This is a genomic window from Psychrobacillus psychrodurans (genome assembly GCF_050209195.1).
Lineage (GTDB): Bacteria > Bacillota > Bacilli > Bacillales_A > Planococcaceae > Psychrobacillus > Psychrobacillus psychrodurans.
This window is the reverse complement of record NZ_CP189791.1, coordinates 2,738,479-2,757,156: the sequence shown is the minus strand read 5'-3', so window position 1 is coordinate 2,757,156 and position 18,678 is coordinate 2,738,479. Positions and strand designations below refer to the sequence as shown.

Annotated in this window: 28 protein-coding genes; all 28 read left to right on the top strand. The window is 35.1% G+C overall.

Annotated elements, in window-relative coordinates; genetic code table 11:
* The first annotated feature begins 8 nt into the window (after positions 1-8).
* Positions 9-140 (top strand): hypothetical protein, encoded by a 132-nt coding sequence (locus ACQCPR_RS13495; protein ID WP_427137239.1) that lies wholly within the window; start codon positions 9-11, stop codon positions 138-140.
* Positions 133-264, top strand: a complete 132-nt coding sequence (locus tag ACQCPR_RS13490) for a hypothetical protein (protein ID WP_427137238.1) — start codon at positions 133-135, stop codon at positions 262-264. Before ACQCPR_RS13495 ends, ACQCPR_RS13490 begins: the two co-directional genes overlap by 8 nt.
* On the top strand, positions 249-428 hold the full coding sequence (locus tag ACQCPR_RS13485) for a hypothetical protein (protein ID WP_427137237.1): 180 nt from the start codon (positions 249-251) through the stop codon (positions 426-428). The genes ACQCPR_RS13490 and ACQCPR_RS13485 overlap by 16 nt, the downstream gene beginning before the upstream one ends.
* Positions 428-619 (top strand): hypothetical protein, encoded by a 192-nt coding sequence (locus tag ACQCPR_RS13480; RefSeq protein WP_427137236.1) that lies wholly within the window; start codon positions 428-430, stop codon positions 617-619. The genes ACQCPR_RS13485 and ACQCPR_RS13480 overlap by 1 nt, the downstream gene beginning before the upstream one ends.
* Before the next feature lie 40 nt (positions 620-659).
* Positions 660-890, top strand: a complete 231-nt coding sequence (locus ACQCPR_RS13475; protein ID WP_427137235.1) for a hypothetical protein — start codon at positions 660-662, stop codon at positions 888-890.
* A 260-nt stretch (positions 891-1,150) separates the two neighbouring features.
* Positions 1,151-1,363 carry a hypothetical protein gene (locus tag ACQCPR_RS13470; protein WP_093496401.1) on the top strand — a complete coding sequence of 71 codons (213 nt, stop codon included), beginning with the start codon at positions 1,151-1,153 and terminating at the stop codon, positions 1,361-1,363.
* 26 nt (positions 1,364-1,389) lie between these two features.
* On the top strand, positions 1,390-1,932 hold the full coding sequence (locus ACQCPR_RS13465; protein ID WP_427137234.1) for a tyrosine-type recombinase/integrase: 543 nt from the start codon (positions 1,390-1,392) through the stop codon (positions 1,930-1,932).
* A gap of 189 nt (positions 1,933-2,121) precedes the next feature.
* Positions 2,122-2,541 carry a transcriptional regulator gene (locus tag ACQCPR_RS13460; RefSeq protein WP_427137233.1) on the top strand — a complete coding sequence of 140 codons (420 nt, stop codon included), beginning with the start codon at positions 2,122-2,124 and terminating at the stop codon, positions 2,539-2,541.
* A 100-nt stretch (positions 2,542-2,641) separates the two neighbouring features.
* On the top strand, positions 2,642-3,805 hold the full coding sequence (locus ACQCPR_RS13455) for a PIN-like domain-containing protein (RefSeq protein WP_427137232.1): 1,164 nt from the start codon (positions 2,642-2,644) through the stop codon (positions 3,803-3,805).
* A gap of 341 nt (positions 3,806-4,146) precedes the next feature.
* Positions 4,147-4,377, top strand: a complete 231-nt coding sequence (locus ACQCPR_RS13450) for a hypothetical protein (RefSeq protein WP_427137231.1) — start codon at positions 4,147-4,149, stop codon at positions 4,375-4,377.
* 118 nt (positions 4,378-4,495) lie between these two features.
* The gene (locus tag ACQCPR_RS13445; protein WP_427137230.1) at positions 4,496-4,660 is read left to right on the top strand and encodes a hypothetical protein; all 165 of its coding nucleotides are present in this window, start codon (positions 4,496-4,498) and stop codon (positions 4,658-4,660) included.
* A gap of 161 nt (positions 4,661-4,821) precedes the next feature.
* On the top strand, positions 4,822-5,124 hold the full coding sequence (locus ACQCPR_RS13440; RefSeq protein WP_427137229.1) for an HNH endonuclease: 303 nt from the start codon (positions 4,822-4,824) through the stop codon (positions 5,122-5,124).
* A gap of 148 nt (positions 5,125-5,272) precedes the next feature.
* Positions 5,273-5,635, top strand: a complete 363-nt coding sequence (locus ACQCPR_RS13435; protein ID WP_427137228.1) for a hypothetical protein — start codon at positions 5,273-5,275, stop codon at positions 5,633-5,635.
* A complete protein-coding gene (locus ACQCPR_RS13430; RefSeq protein ID WP_427137227.1) occupies positions 5,628-7,313 on the top strand; it encodes a terminase large subunit in 1,686 nt (561 codons plus the stop codon). The genes ACQCPR_RS13435 and ACQCPR_RS13430 overlap by 8 nt, the downstream gene beginning before the upstream one ends.
* A 13-nt stretch (positions 7,314-7,326) precedes the next feature.
* Positions 7,327-8,478: a phage portal protein gene (locus ACQCPR_RS13425; protein WP_427137226.1), complete on the top strand. Its 1,152-nt coding sequence runs from the start codon at positions 7,327-7,329 to the stop codon at positions 8,476-8,478.
* A 40-nt stretch (positions 8,479-8,518) separates the two neighbouring features.
* Positions 8,519-9,220 (top strand): head maturation protease, ClpP-related, encoded by a 702-nt coding sequence (locus ACQCPR_RS13420; protein ID WP_427137225.1) that lies wholly within the window; start codon positions 8,519-8,521, stop codon positions 9,218-9,220.
* A complete protein-coding gene (locus tag ACQCPR_RS13415; RefSeq protein WP_427137224.1) occupies positions 9,217-10,440 on the top strand; it encodes a phage major capsid protein in 1,224 nt (407 codons plus the stop codon). The genes ACQCPR_RS13420 and ACQCPR_RS13415 overlap by 4 nt, the downstream gene beginning before the upstream one ends.
* A gap of 23 nt (positions 10,441-10,463) precedes the next feature.
* Positions 10,464-10,673, top strand: a complete 210-nt coding sequence (locus ACQCPR_RS13410) for a hypothetical protein (RefSeq protein WP_427137223.1) — start codon at positions 10,464-10,466, stop codon at positions 10,671-10,673.
* Positions 10,673-10,948 carry a head-tail connector protein gene (locus tag ACQCPR_RS13405; protein ID WP_427138947.1) on the top strand — a complete coding sequence of 92 codons (276 nt, stop codon included), beginning with the start codon at positions 10,673-10,675 and terminating at the stop codon, positions 10,946-10,948. Before ACQCPR_RS13410 ends, ACQCPR_RS13405 begins: the two co-directional genes overlap by 1 nt.
* The gene (locus tag ACQCPR_RS13400) at positions 10,932-11,243 is read left to right on the top strand and encodes a phage head-tail adapter protein (RefSeq protein ID WP_427137222.1); all 312 of its coding nucleotides are present in this window, start codon (positions 10,932-10,934) and stop codon (positions 11,241-11,243) included. The genes ACQCPR_RS13405 and ACQCPR_RS13400 overlap by 17 nt, the downstream gene beginning before the upstream one ends.
* Complete coding sequence (locus ACQCPR_RS13395; RefSeq protein ID WP_427137221.1) at positions 11,236-11,598, top strand: HK97-gp10 family putative phage morphogenesis protein; 363 nt, start codon at positions 11,236-11,238, stop codon at positions 11,596-11,598. The genes ACQCPR_RS13400 and ACQCPR_RS13395 overlap by 8 nt, the downstream gene beginning before the upstream one ends.
* Entirely contained in the window at positions 11,595-11,927 is a 333-nt protein-coding gene (gp17, locus tag ACQCPR_RS13390; protein WP_427137220.1) for a tail completion protein gp17, read from the top strand. Before ACQCPR_RS13395 ends, gp17 begins: the two co-directional genes overlap by 4 nt.
* 40 nt (positions 11,928-11,967) lie before the next feature.
* A complete protein-coding gene (locus ACQCPR_RS13385) occupies positions 11,968-12,528 on the top strand; it encodes a major tail protein (RefSeq protein ID WP_427137219.1) in 561 nt (186 codons plus the stop codon).
* Between the two features lie 73 nt (positions 12,529-12,601).
* Positions 12,602-12,928: a hypothetical protein gene (locus tag ACQCPR_RS13380; protein WP_427137218.1), complete on the top strand. Its 327-nt coding sequence runs from the start codon at positions 12,602-12,604 to the stop codon at positions 12,926-12,928.
* 235 nt (positions 12,929-13,163) lie between these two features.
* The gene (locus tag ACQCPR_RS13375; RefSeq protein WP_427137217.1) at positions 13,164-15,827 is read left to right on the top strand and encodes a phage tail tape measure protein; all 2,664 of its coding nucleotides are present in this window, start codon (positions 13,164-13,166) and stop codon (positions 15,825-15,827) included.
* A complete protein-coding gene (locus ACQCPR_RS13370) occupies positions 15,824-16,573 on the top strand; it encodes a phage tail domain-containing protein (RefSeq protein WP_427137216.1) in 750 nt (249 codons plus the stop codon). The genes ACQCPR_RS13375 and ACQCPR_RS13370 overlap by 4 nt, the downstream gene beginning before the upstream one ends.
* 15 nt (positions 16,574-16,588) lie before the next feature.
* Entirely contained in the window at positions 16,589-18,331 is a 1,743-nt protein-coding gene (locus ACQCPR_RS13365) for a hypothetical protein (RefSeq protein ID WP_427137215.1), read from the top strand.
* Positions 18,328-18,579 carry a hypothetical protein gene (locus ACQCPR_RS13360; protein ID WP_427137214.1) on the top strand — a complete coding sequence of 84 codons (252 nt, stop codon included), beginning with the start codon at positions 18,328-18,330 and terminating at the stop codon, positions 18,577-18,579. Before ACQCPR_RS13365 ends, ACQCPR_RS13360 begins: the two co-directional genes overlap by 4 nt.
* Positions 18,580-18,678 lie beyond the last annotated feature (99 nt).

Sequence of the window (18,678 nt, the reverse complement as noted above, 5' to 3'; positions counted from 1 at the left end):
AGAAGGTTTTGAGTATATGGATTCCAGGACAAGGATTTTACCTTGTCCAATCATCAAAGGACCAGAAGAAAACGGATTTAAAATTATTAGAAATCCGATTACAAGAAGCCGAAATGAAATTAGGCACTCGAAATGGCTAAACAAAAATGGATGTTACTCTATCGTTTAGAAAACTCGCAGCGTGTTTGGATTTATGAACCATTACAAAAGCATGAATTGAATGCTCGTATACGTAAAGGATGGAGCGAATGGAAAGGGAGATGAAAATCATGTGCCCCAATTGTGCAGGCAAAGAAACAGCAGAATTTATGAAAAAAGGTGATTTGGATAATCATTTAATGCTCAATAAGTGTTGGGAATGTGATTGTGTGTTTATATCTTTTGATTTTAAATCAGCTGAAGAATTGGAAATGGCGGTGAGCGTGTAATGGGAACATACAATAATCTGTTTTTCATGTGTGAAAACTGTAACTCTCCAGTTGTAATTTCTGAGTCACTTGAAAAGTCGGTGTTGCAAAAATCGACTGCTATTCATTGCCAGTATTGTGATTATGCAAACTTAGATATAGAAGCACTAAAAGAATATGCAAAACTGACTAGAGATTATGCAAGTAATTGATTAGGACACATTAGACACAAACGGAGAAGGAGTGAATAAGATGGGCGATTTTAAAGAATTTGTACTAAAGAAACTTGAAGTTTTACATTTGAAATTAAACTGTGGGAATAAGTACGACCTGCACACAACAAAAGGTTTAACAGAACGTATAGAGGATTTAGCGAAATATGAACAACTTAGTGAGGTGGTAAGAGAAAATCCAGACTGGAACAGTGAAGAGTTCAGTAAGGAACTATCAGAAAGAATTAGAAAGAAAACTACTCTATGGTAATTCACAGTACGACCAAAAAGTGTCTTACGAAAGGAGATAAAAACAATGAGAGTACTAGATATGTCAAAAGTATGTGCTAGTATCACTAAACATTGTAGTGTGTGTAATAAATTATTCATACTTGCTCCTCAACATATGTACAAGACATATGACAACAGAAGCAACGTTCAATATCAATGTAGCTATTCTCATTACAGAGAATCTGGAGGAGATAAGGGTGTTTATGGTCAACAGCAGCCGCGAAAGTCGAGGAAGAACAAATGAACTACCATCTCTTCGAACATGAAAAAATCAAAGTAAATATGGTATTTGAACAACATGAAATAAAGAATTTCATCTTTCTTTGGAAAGAAGGCTACGACATTTTTACAATTTCAGAAAAAATGAAAAGAGGAACTATGGATATAGCGCTTTTAATTGTTGATCGTGCTGAAATAGGTGAAATTAAAAAAAGATCCAGAGGAATGTTTTAAACAAGAATTATGAGTGAGGTGAAAATATGAATTTAGTACAGCCAATCAGAGACAAAGAAGTTCTAAAGGAAATGAGAAATTATTTCAAAGAGCAAAATGAACGGAATTATGTAATGTTTCTGATAGGCATCCATACAGGTTTACGTATATCAGATATTCTCGCCCTAAAAGTAAAAGATGTACAAGGGTGGGAAATCTTTATAAAAGAAAAGAAAACCAAAAAGACTAGAGAAATTAAAATGACATCTGAATTAAAAAGGGCAGTAAGATCTCACATTCAAGGAAAGCCCAGACATGAATATTTAATAAAGTCCAGAGAAGGAATGAACAAACTTATTTCTCGTAGTATGGCTTACAAAATATTAAACCAAGCTGCAGAAGAATTTGGACTAGAAAGAATTGGTACTCATTCCCTTAGAAAAACATATGGGTATCATCATTACAAAAAATTTAATGACATAGTTACACTCCAAGAGGCGCTAAATCATGATGAAATGAACGTTACCAAACGTTATATAGGCATAAAACAGGATGAATTAAACAAACAACAAACCAAAATAGATTGGTAGAAACCTATTTTTATTTACAAAATAAGTTATCTACAAAAAGTCGTTGTGTAATTAGGAAAATTATATTATTGAAAAGCCTTATAGAACACGCTACAAAGTCGTGGAGTTGTATTCCACACAATATAGGAAGAAGATAACTGAAGGGGTAAAAAACAACCAAATTTACAGTTTTAGAAGGGCAGGAGACTAATGGGAGTATATAAATTACGTGTAGGAACTATTAAGCATATCGAAGCCGAGCTCTTTGATTATCACGATACTATAAAACGGATTAAGGAACGTAGGGAAGAACTAATGACAGATCCACCAAAAGAAGAAGGTATGCCATTCAATCAAACTATTCGTTCTTCATCAGTCGAAAGATATGCAACTCGATTGACAATGGATCTGCAGCTTAAAGAATTAGAGCGAATAGCCTCTGCAGTGGAACATGTTTACAATCTTTGTGATGATAGTCGAAAAAAACTAATCCGTTTGAAGTACTGGACAAGACCGCAGTTAAAATCTTGGGAAGGTATTGCTCAGGAGTTACACATAAGCAGAAGACAAGCTTTTTACTGGCGAGATGAGGTAGTACAAGCTGTGGGAGAGAAACTAGGTTGGTGGTAGTTTAATATTAAGCTTACTTGCGATAATTAATTTGCGAGTAAGCTTTTTTATTTTATGGTACTATTGGAATATAATTCAGATGCAACTAAGGAGAAAAGTTATGGAAAAATGGGAATCATACTTTCATCAACCAAAAAGTATTAAAGAATTAATAAAAACCGCAACATTTGTTGTAGATACAAACGTTTTGTTATCCGCCTATCAGTGGAGAGATTTAACTGTAAAAGAGATGACTAAAACCTTAAAAAGACTAAGTGATGAAGGTAGATTAAGAATACCTTTACAAGTTTTAAAAGAATTTTCCAAAAATCGACCAAAAGAAATTGTTCAAAGAATAAACGATTTGGAAACATTATTATCAACTTTTCAAACTCCAAAGCCCTTAAACCAAATAGTCCCTATATTGGAGGGAAGTGAAAACTACCTTAAAACTTTGGAATATCAAAAGAGTTATAAAGAGAGTCTGAACGAATATAAAGAGGGCCTCATAAAGCTTCGGGACGATTTAAAGGATTTATTTATACATGACCCATATCTAATTGAATTAGAGGGAATATTAAAGAAATCATTATACATCCCTGAAGACGTTAAAAGTGATGAGGAACTCACGAAAGAAGCTGAACTTAGATTTAAATTAAAAACTCCGCCTGGGTACAAGGATAGTCCTAAGGATGAAAATAGCACTGGTGATTACATTATTTGGAGTAAATTATTAAGTTTAAAAACTGACGCTATTTTTGTAAGTGGTGATAAAAAGCAAGACTGGGTCTATTCTGATAAACAAAACAATTCTGTGGGAGCGCGTAGGGAATTGGTTGAAGAATTTTATATAGAAACTAAGGGTAAGGACTTTGCTCACTTATCACCTAAAGAATTTATAACCCTTCTAAATCCTGGTGTGAGTATAGATATAATACAAGATTTATCAAGTAGTAGTTTAACGGTAACTGCAGAAATAATGAAAACGGATATTGAATTGTTAAATCTACTTCTTAGAACAATTAATAGATTCGATCCCATGGAAATATTAGAAAACAATGATCCCCAAGGGAAATATGTGATATATATTGATTTAGCAGAACAAATAATGATTAATGTATTATCGGGTGTAGATTTAAAAACCTTACGAAGGAACTTGGAACATTTAGTATATTTTGTAATTCCAACTTTTAAAAGTAATGTTAACATCCAAGAGATGATTAACGAATTGTATACTGATTTATTAACCTATAGAACACTTGAAGATTTTAATAACGGGTTGTAAAAATATTTGCACTATCATTGCACTTTCGACTTAATAAAACATGATAAAGTAATATTGTAAGATAGAAAGAACAAGAAATACAATTCTGCTACTGTAATTCTTGTGAAAGAAAAAGAAGTAGGAAATTCAAAAAATAGTTAGTCTTCCACAGAAAAGTGCTTAGGTCTTGTACCTAGGTGCTTTTTATTATGATTTGAAGACTACATATCACACAGTCATAAAACAATCGTGGGCTAATACGTTAGCTATCAATAGGACTTGGTAGGGTATGTAGTTTTGAAAGCATAAAGTTGTTAATAACAAACATTTCCAACCACATTATGATTAGTATGTGGTTGGAAATGTGTAGTTATGAAAAAAGAATGTGGATTGACTCCAAAGAATTATCAAGTGCGATTGGTGCACTAAGTGGTTTGGATGTTAATGATCAGATTACGTTGGCTAAAATTATTAGCGATAATAATAAAGCTATAAAAGATTATATTGATGAAAAGACTTCACCAGAGAATGTTACTAAAAACTTTGCGAGTAGATTACAAAAGAGTGGTCAGACCAAAGGAATGAGATTCTAATAGAAGTGATAAGTCACATCCATTTGGGTGTGGCTTTTATTTTATCAAACTTATTTAACTGGCAAAGACTTCTTTTTGACTCTATGATTATTTATAGGATGAGAAAGGAGGAATCGCTATGACAACAGGATTAAACGTCCTTGAATGTGAAACTTGCGATTGGAAAGGCACAGAGGATAAGACAATTAAGGTGCATGATTATGATAAAACGATTATTGTAGAACACTGTCCATATTGTGATGCAACTGATTTTATTATAACAGGAAGACAATCAGTTATTTAGAAATAAGTTAGTCGATATGAAGTCATAGTCCAATTGGATTGTGGCTTTTTATTATACATAAAAGGTGGTGGTCATTCTTGAATACTGATAAGTCAAATCGAGAAAGTGAATGGTGATTTATTATCTGTGAGCTATCACTTAAATAGTATCGAGGTGATGAAGTGTTACAACATACAGAGATAGCCAAGAAGTTCTATAAGAGCAAAGCGTGGAGATTATGTAGAGAGTCTTACATTCCTAAGGTATTCGGATTGTGTGAGCACTGTGAAGAACCTGGTTACATTCTTGATCACATCGAAGAGATAAACATCAACAACATTAATGATCCTAACATCACATTGAATCATGACAACTTACAATTCCTTTGCACATCTTGTCACAACAAAAAAACTTTTGGAAGTACAGAAGTTACTCGTGATGATGTGATGTTCGATTCAAACGGGAATTTAATTGCAAAAAAATAAAAAATATTATTTTCTAATCCCCCCCTAAAATAAAAAAATAAAAAAAATAAAAGGACCGGAGGAGGAGGTTCAGAGAACACACAGGTGGTTTTCAAAAGTACCCCCACCCAAAAACTCGACGGTTTTCAGAAAAAAGGTGGTGTTTTTATTGGCAACTAAAAAGACTCTTCCAGAAGTTACAGCCATTAACAAAGAAATCAAAAGACTTACTGGAATTATCGAAGAGTTAGACGAAAATAAAAAGGCTTTGGCAACTGGCCCGATTAGAGACCTTGCTTTTATGCGAGTGACTTTGGAAAAACTTAAAGACATCGTAAATAAAGAAGGTGTTATTGACGAAATGGAACAGGGTGGTTATACCATTCAAAGAGCACACCCAGCATTGAAGTCATATAACGATATGATTCCTAAATATAATTCTTCAAAACAATTACTAATTAATATGTTTCCAAAAGAAGTTGCTACAAATTTAGATGATGGGTTCGAATCCTTTGTGATGAAACGTGATTAACTATCCATTAGCTTATAACCCAATTTTAGAGTATTGGAATGAAATAGAAAGTGGTAAGGTCACAGTTTCACTAAAAGTAAAAGCTACTTACAAAGAACTTGTTAGAATCATCTATGATAAAGATTCTATTTGGGAGTATTCATCTAAACACGCTAATCATTCTATAGAATTTATTGAAAACTTTTGTAAACACTCAAAAGGAAAAATGGGTGGCAAACCTTTCATTTTAGAATTATGGCAAAAGGCAATGACTGCTGCATTATTTGGATTTGTTCATAAGAAGACAGGAATCAGAAAACATAAAGAGTTCATATTGATTGTTGCTCGTAAAAATGGGAAGTCTGCATGGGGTTCTGCTGTTGCTTTATATATGTTAATGGCAGATGGAGAAAAAGGTCCAGAAGTAGTTTCAGCTGCAACAAAAAAAGACCAAGCAAAAATCATTTGGCTTGAAGCTAAAAAGATGGTTAAGAAATCCCCAGCATTAAATAAACGAGTTCGTTCATTAGTAGCTGAATTAATTACAGATTTTAATGACGGATCATTTAGACCATTATCAAGCGATAGTAATACCCTAGATGGATTAAACCCTCATTGTTCGTTAATCGATGAATTACATGCCATCTTAGATGTAAATTTATATAACGTTATCATTGATGGTATGAGTGCAAGGGAACAACCTATATCGATTATTACAACTACTGCTGGTACTATTCGTGAAGGTATCTTCGATATTAAATATGAAGAAGCTGAAAAAATTATTAACGGCTACAGTGATCCTGAAGGATATCATGATGATAGAGTTCTAGCATTAATTTATGAATTGGACAAGCGAGAAGAATGGACAGAAGAGGATTGTTGGCAAAAGGCTAATCCAGGACTAGGGACCATTAAAAACCATGATGAGCTAAAACGTAAAGTTCAAAAAGCTAAAGAAAATCCTTTATTGGTAAAGAACTTACTGACAAAGGATTTTAATATACGGGAAACTTCTTCTGAAGCGTGGCTGACATTTGAACAAATTAATAATCAAGAAACATTTGATATTAAAGAGTTAAAACCACGTTATGCAATTGGTGGTGCCGATTTATCAAGTAGTGTCGATTTAACTGCTGCATGTGCAATGTTCCAATTGCAAGGAGATGAAACCATTTATGTTAAACATATGTATTGGCTTCCTGAAGATTTATTAGATTTGAGATCCACAGAAGATAAAATACCATATAACATTTGGAGAGATATGGGGCTACTTAAAACCACTCCTGGAAATACTGTACATCATAAATTTGTAACAGAATGGTTTCAAGAATTGCAAACTGAATATGACGTTTATATACCTTGGGTTGGTTATGACGGTTGGTCTGCTAAGTATTGGGTAGAAGATATGCAAAAAAATTTCGGGAAAGAATCTATGATTCCTATCATCCAAGGTAAAAAGACTTTATCGGCTCCAATGAAAAATCTAGGTGCAGCACTTGATGCAAAAAAGATTAATTATGAAAATAATCCAATTACTAAATGGTGTTTAACTAATACCTCGGTAGAAGTGGATAAGAATGATAACATTCAACCGCATAAAGGAAAAAATCAAAGAAGACGCATAGATGGAACAGCTGCAATGTTAAATGCTTATGTTGTTTTAAATGACAAATATAGTGATTATGAAAACATGATTTAAAGGAGGTGAAATAGTGGGGTTTTTAGACAGATTTAAAAGAGTGAATCAAGTACAAACTGTTTCTCAATATAAAATGATTACAGATGAGGGAAATGGATATTTTGCTTGGAATGGTAATTTATATCAATCAGATATTGTACGGGCAGCAATCCGACCAAAAGTTAGAGCGTTTGGTAAAACTATTGCAAAACATATCCGAAATGGCCCTGAAGGTTTGAAAGTAAATCCCGATGTGTACATGAAATTTCTACTTGAAGAACCTAATCCGTATATGACAGGACAAATGCTACAAGAAAAGCTAATTACACATCTTGAATTAAATAACAATGCATTCGCTTATATAAATCGTGATGAAAATGGTTACCCATACGAAATTTATCCTATTACTGCAACTGCAGCAGAAGCTGTTTTAAATAAGGTCGGAGAATTGTTTCTTAGATTTACATTAAGAAATGGCAAAACTTTTGTATTCAGATATACAGATATTATTCATTTGCGGAAAGACTTTAATGACAATGAAATTTTTGGGGATAGTCCTGCCACAGCTTTAACTCAATTGATGGAAGTAATAACTACTACTGATCAAGGTATTATAAAATCAATTAAAAACTCAACAGTAATTAAATGGTTATTGAAATTCAATCAAACGTTAAGGCCAGAAGATTTAAAGAAAGCTACTAAACAATTTACTGATGATTATTTAAACATTGATTCAGAAAATGGCGGTGCAGCTGCAACAGATTCAAAAATGGATGCACAACAGGTTACAGCAAATGAAGTTGCTACAAATGAAAAACAAATGATTGAAACTGTAAAACGTGTATATCATTTCTTTAATACTAATGAAAAAATTGTATCTTCCAACTACTCGGAGAATGATTGGATCGCTTACTATGAATCTTCGATTGAACCAGATGTTTTGCAAGCAAGCGGAGAATATTCAAGGAAATTGTTTTCAAGACGTGAAAGAGGTCATGGTAACAAAATTATTTTTGAATCATCTAATTTATCTTTTGCCTCCATGCAAACTAAGTTAAATTTAGTTCAATTTGTAGATAGAGGGATTTTTAATCCAAATGAGGTACGTGAAATATTAAATTATGCACCAGTTGCAGGTGGAGATGAAATGGTTAGACGTTTGGACACAAGACCTACTTCAGAATAAGAAGGGGTCTTTTATTATGCCTTAAAGGAGGTGAGAAAGAATGACGAAAATTCACGTTAAAGGAACTATTATCAGTGATCGCCAACAACGTATTTACGACTGGATAGGAATTGAAGCAACAAGCCCTAGTAAAATAATAAATTCTCTACCCACAAATAATTCAAGGATCGAAGTTGTAATTAATAGCGGAGGTGGTGATGTTTTTGCAGGCAGTGAAATTTATACCGCTTTAAAAGAATATACAGGTGAAGTTATTGTCAAAGTCGTTGGATTAGCCGCAAGCGCTGCATCTGTAATAGCGATGGCAGGTGATAAAGTCTTAATCTCGCCCACAGCACAAATGATGGTGCATAATGTTTCAACTTATGCAGCTGGAGATTACCGTGATTTTGAACATACGGCAGAAGTATTAAAGTCAGCAAACCAGTCAATTGCAAATGCTTATAAAGCAAAAACGGGTAAAACAGATGATGAGTTAAAAACTCTTATGGATGATGAGACATGGTTCAACGCTAAAACTGCAGTAGAAGAAGGTTTTGCAGATGAAGAAATGTTTAATAAAGATACAGAGCTTTCATTATCAGCTAATTTTGGAACTGTTGCATTAAGTGAAGAAGCAATAGAAAAAATTATTGGTTTAATTGACACAAAACCACCAGAAAACGTTCAAGAAAACGAAGCAAACATGTTATTACAAGCCGAATTACAACTACTAAAACTAAAAGGAGGATTCCACTTATGAATCCATTAGAAAAATTATTAAACGCACGAAAAGAACTATTAATTCAAGCAGAAAAACTAGTTGCTGAAGGTAAGGTTGAAGAGTTTAATGCTAAGAAAGTTGAAATTGAAGAGCTGGATGCACAGATTGATGAAACTAAGTTAGCACAAGCTAATTTGAAAGCAATGCAAGATAATCCAATTGCTACAGACTTAACAACTCAATCGGCAACATTGGATGGTGGTACATTATTGGCTCAAACTCAACAGACGAGTGTTTTATCTAATGAAAAGATTTATGAAAATGCATGGGCAAAACAAATGGTGGGCCAAAAAGTAGAAGGTGAAGAATTAGAGGTCTTTAATAAAATTAATAAAGAATTCAACAATGCTTTCACTCACGACACTTCTAATACAGGTGTGTTAATACCTGAAACTGTAGTGGCTGGTATTTGGTCTCGCGCAGAAGAAATGTATCCATTATTTGCAGATGCTAAGAAATTTAATGTACGTGGTACTTTAAAAATCGCTAAGCATTTATCAATTGATGCAGGAGATGCTGCTTGGTATGCAGAAGGCACACCAACAGAAGATGAAGAAAATACATTCGGTGAATTAATACTTGATGGACATGAACTATCTAAAGCGGTAACAGTTTCATGGAAATTAAAAGCAATGGCGGTACAAGACTTTATTCCTTATATCATTGGAGAACTTGGAGAACGTGTGGGAGTTGCATTAGGCACAGCCGCTGCACGAGGCAATGGAACAACTGCACCGCAAGGAGTTGAAACTGCTTTGAAAGCAGAAGCAACTACACCACAAGTAGTAAATGGTGTAGCGTCATATGCAACAATCACAGAAGCAATATCTAAAGTTCATTCAAGTTACCTAAATGGAGCAAAATTTTATGTGAACAACGCTTCTATTTATGGTTCAGGTGGATTAATTAACGTGTTGGATGGCAATAACCGACCTTACTTTACTGAAGATGCGTTAGGGACATATGCAGGTCGTATGTTTGGATTCCCTGTTGAAGCTGATGCAGGAGTATCACCTGGAGCTATTATTTTTGGTAACGCAAACAAAGGACTTGTATTTAATACAAACGAACCATTCAGCGTAGTTACCGAAGATCATGCGAAAGCACGTACTACTGACTATGTAGCTTACGCCGTTGTTGATGGTGGAGTTTTAGATACTAAAGCATTTTCTTTAATTGATGGTATTGTAACGCCTTAATAAAAAAATAGGAGGGATTATTTATGCCGGATTTTACAGTAATTAAAACTTTTAGAGATAGAGAGTCTGACTTGAAAATTTTCGAGTCAGGTTCTAACTATGTTTCGAATAAAAAAGAGTGGACTGACTATCTCGTAAAAGAAGGTTTTCTCAAAAGTACGGGAACGAAAACAACCACCGTAAAGAAAGAGGAAAAACCTAAGCGTAATACTAGCAAGAAAAGTGGTGAATAATAATGCTGGAAGTTATTAAGAAAGCTTTACGTATATCGTCTTCTGCATTTGATGGTGAAGTTACAGATTTAATTGAATCAGCGAAATTGGACTTGAAGATTGCTGGAATTACAGTGTCTGATAGTCCAGACGCTTTGATTAAAAGAGCTATCACGATTTATTGTAAAGCCCATTTCGGTTACGACAATCCAGAGGCAGATAGGTTTAGAGATTCCTATGTAATGCTAAAACAACATTTGAGTTTGGCAGGTGATTATCGTGAGCCGGTGGTCTGAAGTTATTAATTTAGTATCAATTGTAAAAGGTGAAGATAAAGATGGATTCCCAGAAAATATAGAAATAACTGGTGGGGATGTTTTCGCAAACGAGCTCCCAGTTAACTCTAGTGAATTCTATCAAGCATCACAAGCAGGGTACCTAATCGCAGTAACTTTTAAAATTCGTTCTGTTGATTATCAAGGGGAAGAATCGTTAATTTTTGAGAAAGAGCCTTATCGAATTGTTAGAACATATAAAAAAGGTGAATTTATTGAGTTGTCGTGTGAGAAGAGAGCTGTTGAACATGGCTAATATAACTTTTGAAGGCTTAGCTGATTTACAACGTCAACTAGCTAACTTATCCAACAGAACAAACGTAGAAAAGAAAGCACTAGAAGCGGCAGGAGAACATTTACAGAATGCTATTATTTATTCTGTTCCAGTTAAAACAGGAGCATTAAAAGAGTCAATAACCAAGAGTGATGCGATGGGTGGGAAAGTTTTTGTAGGACCTTCACAACAAGGTCCTGCTTTCCGTGCTCACTTTGTAGAATTTGGCACATCTAAGATGCCAGCGCAACCTTTCATGCGTCCTGCATTCGAACGTGAGAAATCAACTCTTGAACGTATTATGGCAGATGAAATCAGAAGGGGGCTAAACATATGAGTTTAATTAGTTTAATACTTTCCACACTAGCCCCTATTACTGATCCTGTTAAATTCAGGGTATACACTGGTACTTCTACGACATATGTTACTTTCTTCGAAGTAATAGACTTACCAAAACTACATGCAGATGATGAATTAAAGAAAACAGAGACAACGATACAGGTTGATGTGTGGTCTGAAGGGAACTTTATTCCATTAGTCAAACAAGTTAAACAGTTAATGAAGGATGCAGGGTTTTCATATTCAAGTGGTCGTGATTTTTACGAGTCAGATACAAAGCTCTATCATTATGCTTTAACTTATAAATATCCAGTGAGCATCTCATAAGAGGTGTTTTTATTTTGCAAATTAAAAGGAGGCCAACTAAATGGCATTTGTAGGACTAAGTGATTTTCACGCAGCAGTTTATGATCCGACTTTAAAAACATACGAGACACCAATTAAATTATCGCCAGCAGTTTCATCAAACATAACACCCAACTTTGAATCAGTAACGATGTATGGTGATGATCGCGCAGTTTATATTGAAGAAGCTTTAGGGGCAATTGACTTTGAATTTGCTACAACAGATTTAACATCAGAGCATTATGCTTTGCTGTTAGGTAAAACGAAAAATGCGGATGGAGTATTTATCGATTCTGTGGATGACCAAGCACCTTATGTAGCAATTTTGTTCCGTATGAAGTTAGCTGGTGGCGGATATAAGTATTACGCTTATTATCAAGGGAAATTCCAAACACCAGGAACAGAAGCGACAACTAAAGGAGAATCTATTGAGTTTGTTCCAGAAACATTAACAGGATCGTTTATCGCTCGTGAAGATGGTAAATGGCGAGCACACTTAAATTCAAATGATATTGGAGCTGAAGCGGCAGCAGCTGCATGGTTTACAAAAGTATATGAGCCTACGCCAATTCCAACACCTTAGGTAAGAAAAAACTTTAGAGTCGATTATTTCGACTCTTTTTTTGTATATGTAAATTTGGAAGGAGCATTTTCTAATGATAAAAAGTGGACAGATAATGAAAGATGAAGGTGTGAAAATTACACTTGATAGAGTAAGAATAATTAAATTTGATTTAAACGCTCTTTGTATTCTGCAAGATAAATTTGACGATTTAGAACAGGCTTTTTCTGGTATTAGTAAGCGAGACTTTAAAGTTATAAGAACATTGGTTTATTCAGTGTTAGCGCATGAAGAAGATGATTCATTCACTGAAAAAGATGCAGGGTCACTTGTAACAATGCAAAACATTTCGGAAGTTGCGGATGCTCTTGGAAAAGCATTGACAGCTTCTATGCCCGAATCTAGCGAAGAGGGAAAGTAAATGATTCGAACGATGATTCAGATAATGAATTTCCGTTCGATTTTTTAATTTATATAGGGACTGTGCACTTAAACAGGATGGAATCAGAAGTTTGGAAAATGACACCTAGAAAGATTTTAAGCATATGGAATCGTCACGCTGTATTTAACGGTTGGAAAAAAGAAGGTAAAAAACAAGCAAATATCATCCAATATGCGGAGGATGTTCCTTGGCTTTAGAATGTGAGGTGAAATGAATGGCTGAAGAAGTAGGTAGTTTAAGAGTTGGACTTTCCCTTGATTCAGCAACCTTTGAACAATCCATGAAAAGTGTAGACAGGAATCTTAAAGCACTAGGTCAAGAAATGGCCATTGTTCGAGCAAGAGGTACTGAGTGGGGAAATTCAGTAGAAGGATTGAGGACTAAACAAAACACTCTTTCTACTATTTTAGAAGCACAAGATGTCAAAGTTAGAAAGTTAAATGAGTCATATCAACGCGCAGTAGAAGAGCAAGGAGCGAATTCACAAGCAGCAGAAAATCTTGCAATTAGGTTGAATCGTGCTACTGCAGAAATGACTCGAACGGAAACAGAATTAGAACAATTAACCGATGAATTAAATCGACAAGAAGCTGAACTTGAACAAGCTTCTAATAATTGGAACAGGCTAGGTGAATCTTTACGTGAAACAGGAGCTAGATTGCAAGCGGTAGGGGATAAAATGACAAGTGTGGGAAAAGACTTGTCTATGAAATTAACTGCCCCGATAGCAGCACTCGGACTTGCATCTGTAAAAATGGGTATGGATTTTGAAGCGCAAATGGATCGTGTTGGTGCAATCGCAGGTGCAACTGCAAAAGAAATGAACAATCTGAAAGATGTAGCTTTGGAACTTGGAGCTAGTACATCTAAATCAGCAAGTGAAGTCGCAAAGGGTATGGAAGAGTTAGCGGCTATGGGTTTCACCGCAAACGAAGTAATTGGCGCAATGCCTGGTGTTATTTCAGCAGCAGAAGCTTCTGGTTCAGATATGGCACAAACTGCTGAAGTAATGGCTTCCACACTTAATATTTTTGGGAAAGAGGCAAATGAAGCGGGGAAAGTTGCGGATATTTTAGCACAAACTGCAAACGTATCTGCTGCAAGTTTAACAGATATGCAATATGCCCTTAAATACGCCGGACCTCCTGCTGCCGCATTGGGGGTAAGTCTCGAAGAGTTATCCGCAGGGATAGGTATAATGACGAATGCAGGTATGAAGGGCGAACAAGCCGGAACAACATTACGTGGTGCTTTACTAGGTTTATTGGATCCATCCGAAGAAAACTATAAAAGAATGAATAAAATGGGAATCGCTATAACAGATACTGAAGGAAACTTCGTTGGTCTAGCAAATTTAGTTGATAATTTAGCAGAATCTATGGAAGGTCAAACAGAGACACAAAAGGCAGCTACAATTTCAGCTTTAGTAGGTAAAGAAGCAGTTTCAGGTATGTTATCACTAATGAAAGCTGGCCCAGATGAAATCAGAAGTTTTACGAAGTCGCTTGAAGATAGTGCTGGTGCATCTGAAACAGCAGCGGCAATTATGAGGGATAACTTGAAGGGTGCTTTGGATGAATTAGGAGGAGCGTTTGAAACAGCAGCAATAGAAATTGGTGCAACGCTAACCCCAGTAATAAGAGATATGGCGGCTAGTCTTCAAGGATTGGTGCAAAAATTTATTGATCTATCGCCTACTGTACAAAAAATAGTATTAGTCATAGCAGGATTAGTTGCAGCAATAGGTCCATTGTTATTTGCTTTTGGCTTTATTGCATCAGCAGTCGGAAGTATATTAACGATTTTCGGCACTATCAGTGGTGCGATAGCAGTTATGACAACTGGAGTTGCAGCAGCGACCCCAGCAATTGGTGTTTTAGCAACTGTATTCACCGCACTAACTGGCCCAGTAGGTATTGCTATAGCGGCTATTACGGGAGTTATCGCAATTTTGGTATTAGCTTATAACAAAATTGAATGGTTTAGAGATGGAGTAAAGGTAGTTTGGGAAACTATCAAACAATCAACTACTGTCGCCTTTGATGCAATTAAGAAAACCATTTCTACCGTTGTGGATGCAGTTGTAAAATTCGTTAAATCCGAACTAGATGTATTCAAAAAGTTCTGGGATGAAAACGGTAAACAAATTTCGTCAATCGTGAAAACTTATTTTGATCAAATAAGCGCCACCATAAAAATGGTTATGGGTATTATCAAAGGTGTTTTTGAAGTTGTTTGGCCATTAATATCAGCTACTGTTCGTTATGCATGGGAGACAATTAAACTTGTAGTTTCTACAGGGATTAATTTAGTTCTTGGTATTATTCAAACAGTGTTAAAAGTGTTACAAGGTGACTGGAAAGGTGCTTGGGATACTATCCTAAAAACTATTAAAAATATATGGTCAGATGTAGGGAAGTTTTTAAAGGGAATAGATCTAAAACAAACTGGTAAAGACATCATACAAGGTTTAATAAATGGCATAGGATCAATGGCAGATGCTGTGTGGAAGAAAGTAAAATCTATTACGGATGGCATAAAAAAAGCAATTACAGACGCTTTAGATATACATTCACCGTCTAGAGTAATGGAAGGGTATGGGGTTAACATTGGACAAGGTTTAGCTAATGGTATCCAGCAGATGAATTCGTTAGTTAAACAATCTGCAACAGATATGGCTAATGTAGTTATTCCTAATAAAAATAGTTTCGATTCACCAAGCTCGCAAAATGTACAAGGTCAAAACTTCACTATAGCCCCAGCCCCAATTTATTTAGATGGACAAGTAATCGCTGAAGTCATATTCGACACTATAAATAACATGCAATACAGCAATACATCGATTAACGCAATGGTGAGGGGAGTGAATCTAGGATGAACCGATTAAATTTGTATGATGTGGAGGGCAATAAACTTAATCTACATGCTATCGGATTAATTGGAAATAAACTTACTGTCCCTTCACCATCTTATTCAATTGTAAGTGAAAGTCTAGATGACGGAGGTATAATTGTTCTTGAAAAACATTTAGACTCACGTTCATTAACTGCTGAATTTATGACAAAGGCAACTAATTATAATGAAACCTTAAAACAGAAATACGAATTATTCTCATTAATCGGTAATGGAAAAGAGTTTTATATAGAACAAACCAATCGGCCAGGTATTGTGTGGAAATGCCATTTAGATGGATGGACTCCAGAACATATTGGGACTAGAGTTACTACCTTCAGTATTCCATTAACGTGCATGAGTGGTTTGTCTGAATCGATTAATTTAAACAAAAAGAAATATTCATCCACATCATTCAACTTTAAAAATGATGGAAATCAATTAATTGTTATGACGAAGCAAAATGAAACTGAAATTACATTCAAGGGTGCATCCACAAATTTAACTATTACAAATAATACTACTGGTGAAGTGTGGATGTATACAGGTTCAACAATTGATTCCGATATCATCAAATTAAAGGGCGTACAATCCTTCAAAAATGATTCTAGTATATTTGGTCAAACTAACAAAAAACTACTCTCTTTTGCAGTAGGAAATAATGAATTTACCGTAAGCGGTGCTAGTGGGGTATTTGAACTCACAATAAGCACACGCTTTTATTTTTTATAGAAAGGAGTTGTCTAAATGCCATTACAAAATACATTCACTCTTGATGTCGATTTTAAAGTAAGAAATTTAATTAATGAACCTATCGTAACTCAAAATGATGAAGTAACTTTCATACTAAATGTTTATGATGACGGGCAAGAATTTGCTCTATCCAGTGTCTCAACATTCACATTGGCTAGTGTTCGACCTGACAAAGTCTCTGTAATGACTTTAGGAGAGTTAACAGGAACTAACCAAGTTACTTTTGCGTTAGGTTCAACTGAATTATTAGTACCTGGCACAGTAGATGTAGCTATCCAGTTGTATGATGCAGACGGAAGAGTTTCAACTTTGCCATTTACTTATAAAGTTTTAAAGGATCCTGTGAAGGATTATGTTCCATCCACAGATGAGCAGACATTGATTGAGTTGGTTCTTGGTCAAGGACCAGTTATTTTGGAAGAAGCTAAAAGAGTAGCGACAGAAACGGCCGTGGCTGAAGCGTTACGTGTTACAGCAGAAAGCAACCGTGTCACTGCTGAAACGGAACGTGTAGGGGCAGAAACAAGCAGGGTAACTTCTGAAGGTGATCGTGTTTCAAATGAATCGACCAGGGTTGAATCAGAGAGTGCTAGACAGACTGCTGAAACGGCTCGTAATCAAGCGGAAGAAGAACGAGAGATATATACATCTACTGCTATTCAAAACGCTGAAACTGCAACTAGAGTGGCAACAAACGCTACTGAAGCTATTAATCTAGTTTTACCAAATGTATTAAATTTAGAATATATCGCTCCGTATAATGCGGAAACACAATATCTAAAGAACAATATAGTACGGAAAGATAAAAACTCATATATCGCTTTGCAACCAACATTAGGTAATGAACCTACTGGAACGACTGATTCTCCATTTTGGGGAGTAGTTGCAATTGGTGGTGTGGATGGAACTGGAACAGGCACCGTTACTTCCGTAAATGGTATTGAACCTGAAAATGGAAATGTCACACTTGTGATTCCAAATCCAGACCTATCTGGGTTAGCTACTAAATTAGAATTGGAAGATGTTGATGATACTCTTACTAATCATTTGGCTGAAACTATGTCACACTCTCAGCAAGGAGTGACCTATTATGTTAGACCTGACGGTGATGATAATAATCTAGGTACTATTGATAACAGAACTGGTGCTTTTCGAAATATACAAACAGCTATAAATAAGTTAAAAAAATATATTAGAGGAACTGCAAAAATAAGAATTTTACCTGGTGATTATTCGTCAGAGGGTCAAATAAAAATGGAAGGTTTTTATGGACCTGGTAGAATCGTTATCACCGCATATGACGGATTATCTGATGTTCAAAATACTGACAGTTCAGATTCATATGGAATTGATTCTCTTTTCATCAATAATTGTAGAAATGGTATCGATGTTTTTTCATTGAAATCAACTTACAGTGGGAGTGAAAGATCAGGTTTCTATGCCATAAATAGTTCTTTCGTTTTTTTTGGTTGGTGTAGAGACACGGTTGAGAGTTCAGTTAAAATAGGGTTTCTATTTGAAGTTGGTTCCACAGGGACATGTGTAGGATGTTTATGTAGTAATAAGGGAGTTGCTTTAGAAGTTAGAAATTCTAGAGTTAACTCAACATCATGGTTGCCAGGTAATGCAAATTCAATTGGTTTAAAGGTAATTCAAGTTGGAGTAGTTGGCAAGGGTTATACACAACCACAATCAACAATAATGGAGATTACGGATTCGGGGGGTGTTATTAGATGAAGAAAATTGAAGTACATGGTAAATGGTATGAAGCAGAGAAAATATTTAAAGGAAGTGACTATATTTTTGGATTCGACGATGATTTAGAAATTTTCAAGTTTCGTGGCGTCAAAGATTTTTCGCTTTTTAAACTCTCTGAAGGGGATGAATATGATTTAGATGAAAATACTTTAGTAAATGCGAGACTTCAAGCAACAGAAAAAGCATTAATTAATTTGATGGATACTATTATGAATGGAGGTCTTTAATTTGTACGAATTTATCTTAAATATGTGGATTTTGAATCGAATAAATGAATCTAAGGTTAGAAGCTATGTACCTTTTTATATTACTGAAAATGAATCAAA

What these genes read in the sequence shown, in the direction of transcription:
- ACQCPR_RS13490 (WP_427137238.1), top strand. Translation starts at nt 133, where the DNA reads ATGGCTAAACAAAAATGGATGTTACTCTATCGTTTAGAAAACTCGCAG.
- ACQCPR_RS13485 (WP_427137237.1), top strand. Translation starts at nt 249, where the DNA reads ATGGAAAGGGAGATGAAAATCATGTGCCCCAATTGTGCAGGCAAAGAA.
- ACQCPR_RS13480 (WP_427137236.1), top strand. Translation starts at nt 428, where the DNA reads ATGGGAACATACAATAATCTGTTTTTCATGTGTGAAAACTGTAACTCT.
- ACQCPR_RS13475 (WP_427137235.1), top strand. Translation starts at nt 660, where the DNA reads ATGGGCGATTTTAAAGAATTTGTACTAAAGAAACTTGAAGTTTTACAT.
- ACQCPR_RS13470 (WP_093496401.1), top strand. Translation starts at nt 1,151, where the DNA reads ATGAACTACCATCTCTTCGAACATGAAAAAATCAAAGTAAATATGGTA.
- ACQCPR_RS13465 (WP_427137234.1), top strand. Translation starts at nt 1,390, where the DNA reads ATGAATTTAGTACAGCCAATCAGAGACAAAGAAGTTCTAAAGGAAATG.
- ACQCPR_RS13460 (WP_427137233.1), top strand. Translation starts at nt 2,122, where the DNA reads ATGGGAGTATATAAATTACGTGTAGGAACTATTAAGCATATCGAAGCC.
- ACQCPR_RS13455 (WP_427137232.1), top strand. Translation starts at nt 2,642, where the DNA reads ATGGAAAAATGGGAATCATACTTTCATCAACCAAAAAGTATTAAAGAA.
- ACQCPR_RS13450 (WP_427137231.1), top strand. Translation starts at nt 4,147, where the DNA reads ATGTGTAGTTATGAAAAAAGAATGTGGATTGACTCCAAAGAATTATCA.
- ACQCPR_RS13445 (WP_427137230.1), top strand. Translation starts at nt 4,496, where the DNA reads ATGACAACAGGATTAAACGTCCTTGAATGTGAAACTTGCGATTGGAAA.
- ACQCPR_RS13420 (WP_427137225.1), top strand. Translation starts at nt 8,519, where the DNA reads ATGACGAAAATTCACGTTAAAGGAACTATTATCAGTGATCGCCAACAA.
- ACQCPR_RS13415 (WP_427137224.1), top strand. Translation starts at nt 9,217, where the DNA reads ATGAATCCATTAGAAAAATTATTAAACGCACGAAAAGAACTATTAATT.
- ACQCPR_RS13410 (WP_427137223.1), top strand. Translation starts at nt 10,464, where the DNA reads ATGCCGGATTTTACAGTAATTAAAACTTTTAGAGATAGAGAGTCTGAC.
- ACQCPR_RS13395 (WP_427137221.1), top strand. Translation starts at nt 11,236, where the DNA reads ATGGCTAATATAACTTTTGAAGGCTTAGCTGATTTACAACGTCAACTA.
- gp17 (WP_427137220.1), top strand. Translation starts at nt 11,595, where the DNA reads ATGAGTTTAATTAGTTTAATACTTTCCACACTAGCCCCTATTACTGAT.
- ACQCPR_RS13385 (WP_427137219.1), top strand. Translation starts at nt 11,968, where the DNA reads ATGGCATTTGTAGGACTAAGTGATTTTCACGCAGCAGTTTATGATCCG.
- ACQCPR_RS13380 (WP_427137218.1), top strand. Translation starts at nt 12,602, where the DNA reads ATGATAAAAAGTGGACAGATAATGAAAGATGAAGGTGTGAAAATTACA.
- ACQCPR_RS13375 (WP_427137217.1), top strand. Translation starts at nt 13,164, where the DNA reads ATGGCTGAAGAAGTAGGTAGTTTAAGAGTTGGACTTTCCCTTGATTCA.
- ACQCPR_RS13370 (WP_427137216.1), top strand. Translation starts at nt 15,824, where the DNA reads ATGAACCGATTAAATTTGTATGATGTGGAGGGCAATAAACTTAATCTA.
- ACQCPR_RS13365 (WP_427137215.1), top strand. Translation starts at nt 16,589, where the DNA reads ATGCCATTACAAAATACATTCACTCTTGATGTCGATTTTAAAGTAAGA.
- ACQCPR_RS13360 (WP_427137214.1), top strand. Translation starts at nt 18,328, where the DNA reads ATGAAGAAAATTGAAGTACATGGTAAATGGTATGAAGCAGAGAAAATA.